Below are 3561 nucleotides of genomic sequence, written 5' to 3'. Positions count from 1 at the left end.
GCCGAGGCGTCCACCCCCGCCGAGCCGCAGGGTGCCGCCCCGGTGATGCTCGGCGTCGGAGTGAAGGCCGCCGACCTGGCCCGTCGCGGCCGCTGACCGTCGTCGGTGCCGCCGCCCCGGGCCTGCCCCGGGCGGCGGCGACGCGCCGACACGCCTCTGTTTGGTCCGGATGCCCGGCAGCGAGTATGCTGGACCATCGGTGTTCACCGCCCGCACGCTCCCGCATGTCCCGGTGAGGGACCGCCGGACCCGGACGCAGCCGCGGTCGAGGTGCGGGCGAGCAGAACCCGATCTGATCCATTGAAACGTCGAGAGAAGTGAGTCCCAAGTGGTGTACGCGATTGTCCGCGCTGGCGGCCGCCAGGAGAAGGTTTCCGTCGGAGACCTCGTTACCCTTGACCGCGTTCCCGCTGAGACCGGTGGCTCCGTCGAGCTGCCCGCTCTGATGCTGGTGGACGGGGACGAGGTCAAGGCTGGCGCCGATGCCGCCGGTGTGAAGGTGACCGCCGAGGTCGTCTCCCACTCCCGTGGCAAGAAGGTCGTCATCATGAAGTACAAGAACAAGACCGGCTACAAGAAGCGCCAGGGCCACCGCTCTGAGCTGTCCACGGTCAAGATCACCGGGATCGCCTGAGCCGTCACCGGCACCGGCGAAACCGAGCATCCGAGAGGTTAGGCAACAGCAATGGCACATAAGAAGGCCGGCAGTTCCTCGAAGAACGGCCGCGATTCGAACCCGCAGTACCTCGGCGTCAAGCGCTACGGCGGCGAGGACGTCAACGCCGGCGAGATCATCGTCCGCCAGCGTGGCACCAAGTTCCACCCGGGCCGCAACGTCGGCCGCGGCAAGGACGACACCCTCTTCGCGCTGTCCGCGGGCTCCGTGGCCTTCGGCCAGCGCCGCGGCCGCAAGGTCGTGGACATCGTCCCCGCCGCGGAGTGATCTGACACTCGTGCGGTCTGCGTGCGGACCCTCGCCCGGCGAGGACACCCGCACCCCCTGACGCCCCGGCGGGGGCGGGCCCGGCATCCACCGGACCCGCCCCCGCCGTCGGCGTCTCCGGCCCCTGGGCCGTCTGAGTCCGATCCCTCCAGCCCCTAGGAGCACTCCCATGGCAGCCTTCGTGGACCGCGTGGTCCTCCACCTCACCGCCGGCAACGGCGGGCACGGGTGCGTCTCCGTGCATCGCGAGAAGTTCAAGCCCCTGGGTGGCCCCGACGGCGGCGACGGGGGCGACGGCGGCGACATCACCCTCGTGGTGGACTCGCAGACCACCACGCTGCTGGACTACCACCACGCCCCGCACCGGTCCGCTGAGAACGGCCAGCCGGGCATGGGCGACCACCGCGAGGGCAAGAACGGCCAGTCGCTCGTGCTGCCCGTGCCGGACGGCACGGTGGTCAAGGATGAGCAGGGCAACATCGTGGCCGATCTCGTGGGGGAGGGCGCGACCTACGTCGCCGCCGCCGGCGGTCAGGGCGGCCTCGGCAACGCGGCTCTGGCCTCCGTGAAGCGCAAGGCGCCCGGCTTCGCGCTGCTCGGCCTGCCGGGGGAGAGCCGGGACCTGACGCTCGAGATCAAGACCGTGGCGGACGTCGCGCTCGTGGGCTTCCCCTCGGCCGGCAAGTCCTCCCTCATCGCTGCCCTGTCTGCGGCCCGTCCCAAGATCGCGGACTACCCGTTCACCACGCTCGTGCCCAACCTCGGGGTCGTGCAGGCCGGCGACGTGCGCTTCACCGTGGCCGACGTCCCGGGCCTGATCCCCGGTGCCTCGGAGGGCCGCGGCCTCGGCCTGGAGTTCCTGCGCCACGTCGAGCGCTGCGCCGCGCTCGTGCACGTCCTCGACTGCGGCAGCCTCGAGTCCGACCGCGACCCGATCGCCGACTTCGAGGCCATCGAGGCCGAGCTCGAGGCCTACGCGGTGGAGCCCGTCTTCTCCCAGGGCGGGGAGGGCGTCGTACCGCTGAACGAGCGGCCCCGCCTCATCGCCCTGAACAAGACCGACCTGCCCGACGGCGCCGCGATGGCGGACATGGTCCGCGACGAGCTCGAGGGCCGTGGCCTGCGGGTCTTCGACATCTCCGCGCTGGCCCGCGAGGGCCTGGACGCCCTCAAGTACGCCATGGCCGAGCTCGTGGCGGAGGCCCGTTCCCGGGTGGTCGAGCCCGCGCCGGCCGCGCCCGTCGAGGTGCCGCGCCGGCATCGCCGCCGTGGCGAGCGGGCCGAATTCACGATCCGCCGCGAGGAGCGCAACCTCGAGCCGCTGTTCCGCGTGCGCGGCGAGAAGCCCGAGCGGTGGGTCGCCCAGACGGACTTCCAGAACGACGAGGCGATCGGCTACCTTGCGGACCGGCTCCAGCGGGCCGGCGTCGAGGACGGCCTGTTCAAGGCCGGTGCGAGGCCGGGCGACGCCGTCGTGATCGGCGACGACGTCACGGGCGTCGTCTTCGACTGGGAGCCCACGCTGTCCGCGGGAGCCGAGCTGCTCGCCGGGCCCCGTGGCACCGACCTGCGGCTCGACGAGCGCACCCGCGCGACCCGCGCGGAGAAGCGCGCCGAGCAGGATGCCCGCCGGGCCGCCCGTGCGGCGACCCGGGCCGAGATGGAGGCCGAGCGACGCTCCGGCCTGTGGACCGACACCGACGATCGAGAGGGATGATCCATGTCCGTGCGGCGCACCGTCGTCACCCGCTATCCGACCCCCGCCACGCGCGGCTCTGAGGACCCGCAGGCCAACCCCGTGACCTCGCGGGAGACGATGCAGGCCGCACGCCGAGTGGTCGTGAAGATCGGCTCGTCCTCGTTGACCACCCCGGACGGCCTGGACGTGGCGGCCATCGACCGGCTCGTGGACGTCCTCGCCGCCGAGCGGCAGAAGGGCACCCAGGTGGTGCTCGTGTCCTCCGGTGCCGTCGCGGCCGGCTTCCCCCACCTCGGGCTGGGCCGACGCCCCAAGGACACCGCCACCCAGCAGGCCTCGGCGGCGGTCGGCCAGAGCAAGCTCATGGCGCACTACACCACGAGCTTCGGCCGGCACGACACCGAGGTGGCCCAGGTGCTCCTGACCGCCGAGGAGCTCATGCGGCGCACCCAGTACACGAACGCGCACCGCGCCCTGTCGCGGCTGCTCACGCTCGACGTGATGCCGATCGTGAACGAAAACGACGCCGTGGCCACGCGTGAGATCCGCTTCGGCGACAACGACCGCCTCGCGGCCCTCACCGCCAACCTCTGCAAGGCGGACCTGCTGGTCCTGCTCTCGGACGTGGACGCCCTCTACACGGGCCACCCCTCGAACCCGGACGCGCGGCGCATCCCGGAGGTCACCTCGGACGACGACCTGGCCGGCGTCGACGTGCGTGTGCCCGGTTCCGCGGGCGTGGGCACGGGCGGCATGGTGACCAAGGTGGACGCGGCCGGCATCGCGGCCACCACCGGCATCCCGACCCTGCTCACCTCGGCCGCGAACGCGGGCGCCGCGTTCGCGGGTCAGGACGTGGGCACGTGGTTCTCCGCCACCGGCCGCCGCCGGTCCGCACGCGCGGCGTGGCTCGGCCTCA

The 3561-nt window shown here is 72.5% G+C and carries 4 protein-coding genes; all 4 read left to right on the top strand.

The genetic code is table 11. The annotated features are described in order from the left end of the window. The first annotated feature begins 328 nt into the window (after positions 1-328). A complete protein-coding gene (rplU, locus tag HMPREF3105_RS02705) occupies positions 329-634 on the top strand; it encodes a 50S ribosomal protein L21 (protein ID WP_002853919.1) in 306 nt (101 codons plus the stop codon). 51 nt (positions 635-685) lie between these two features. Next, on the top strand, positions 686-943 hold the full coding sequence (gene rpmA, locus HMPREF3105_RS02700) for a 50S ribosomal protein L27 (protein ID WP_002853915.1): 258 nt from the start codon (positions 686-688) through the stop codon (positions 941-943). Between the two features lie 169 nt (positions 944-1112). Further along, complete coding sequence (gene obgE / locus HMPREF3105_RS02695; protein ID WP_020622077.1) at positions 1113-2660, top strand: GTPase ObgE; 1548 nt, start codon at positions 1113-1115, stop codon at positions 2658-2660. Positions 2661-2663: 3 nt separating this feature from the next. After that, on the top strand, positions 2664-3561 hold an 898-nt coding region (gene proB / locus HMPREF3105_RS02690), incomplete at its 3' end, for a glutamate 5-kinase (protein ID WP_070708721.1).

The organism is Micrococcus sp. HMSC31B01 (genome assembly GCF_001816085.1).
Taxonomy (GTDB): Bacteria; Actinomycetota; Actinomycetes; order Actinomycetales; family Micrococcaceae; genus Micrococcus; species Micrococcus luteus.
The sequence above is the reverse complement of the archived record's forward strand: the minus strand, read 5'-3'. Positions and strand labels throughout refer to the sequence as shown.

What these genes read in the sequence shown, in the direction of transcription:
- rpmA (WP_002853915.1), top strand. Translation starts at nt 686, where the DNA reads ATGGCACATAAGAAGGCCGGCAGTTCCTCGAAGAACGGCCGCGATTCG.
- obgE (WP_020622077.1), top strand. Translation starts at nt 1,113, where the DNA reads ATGGCAGCCTTCGTGGACCGCGTGGTCCTCCACCTCACCGCCGGCAAC.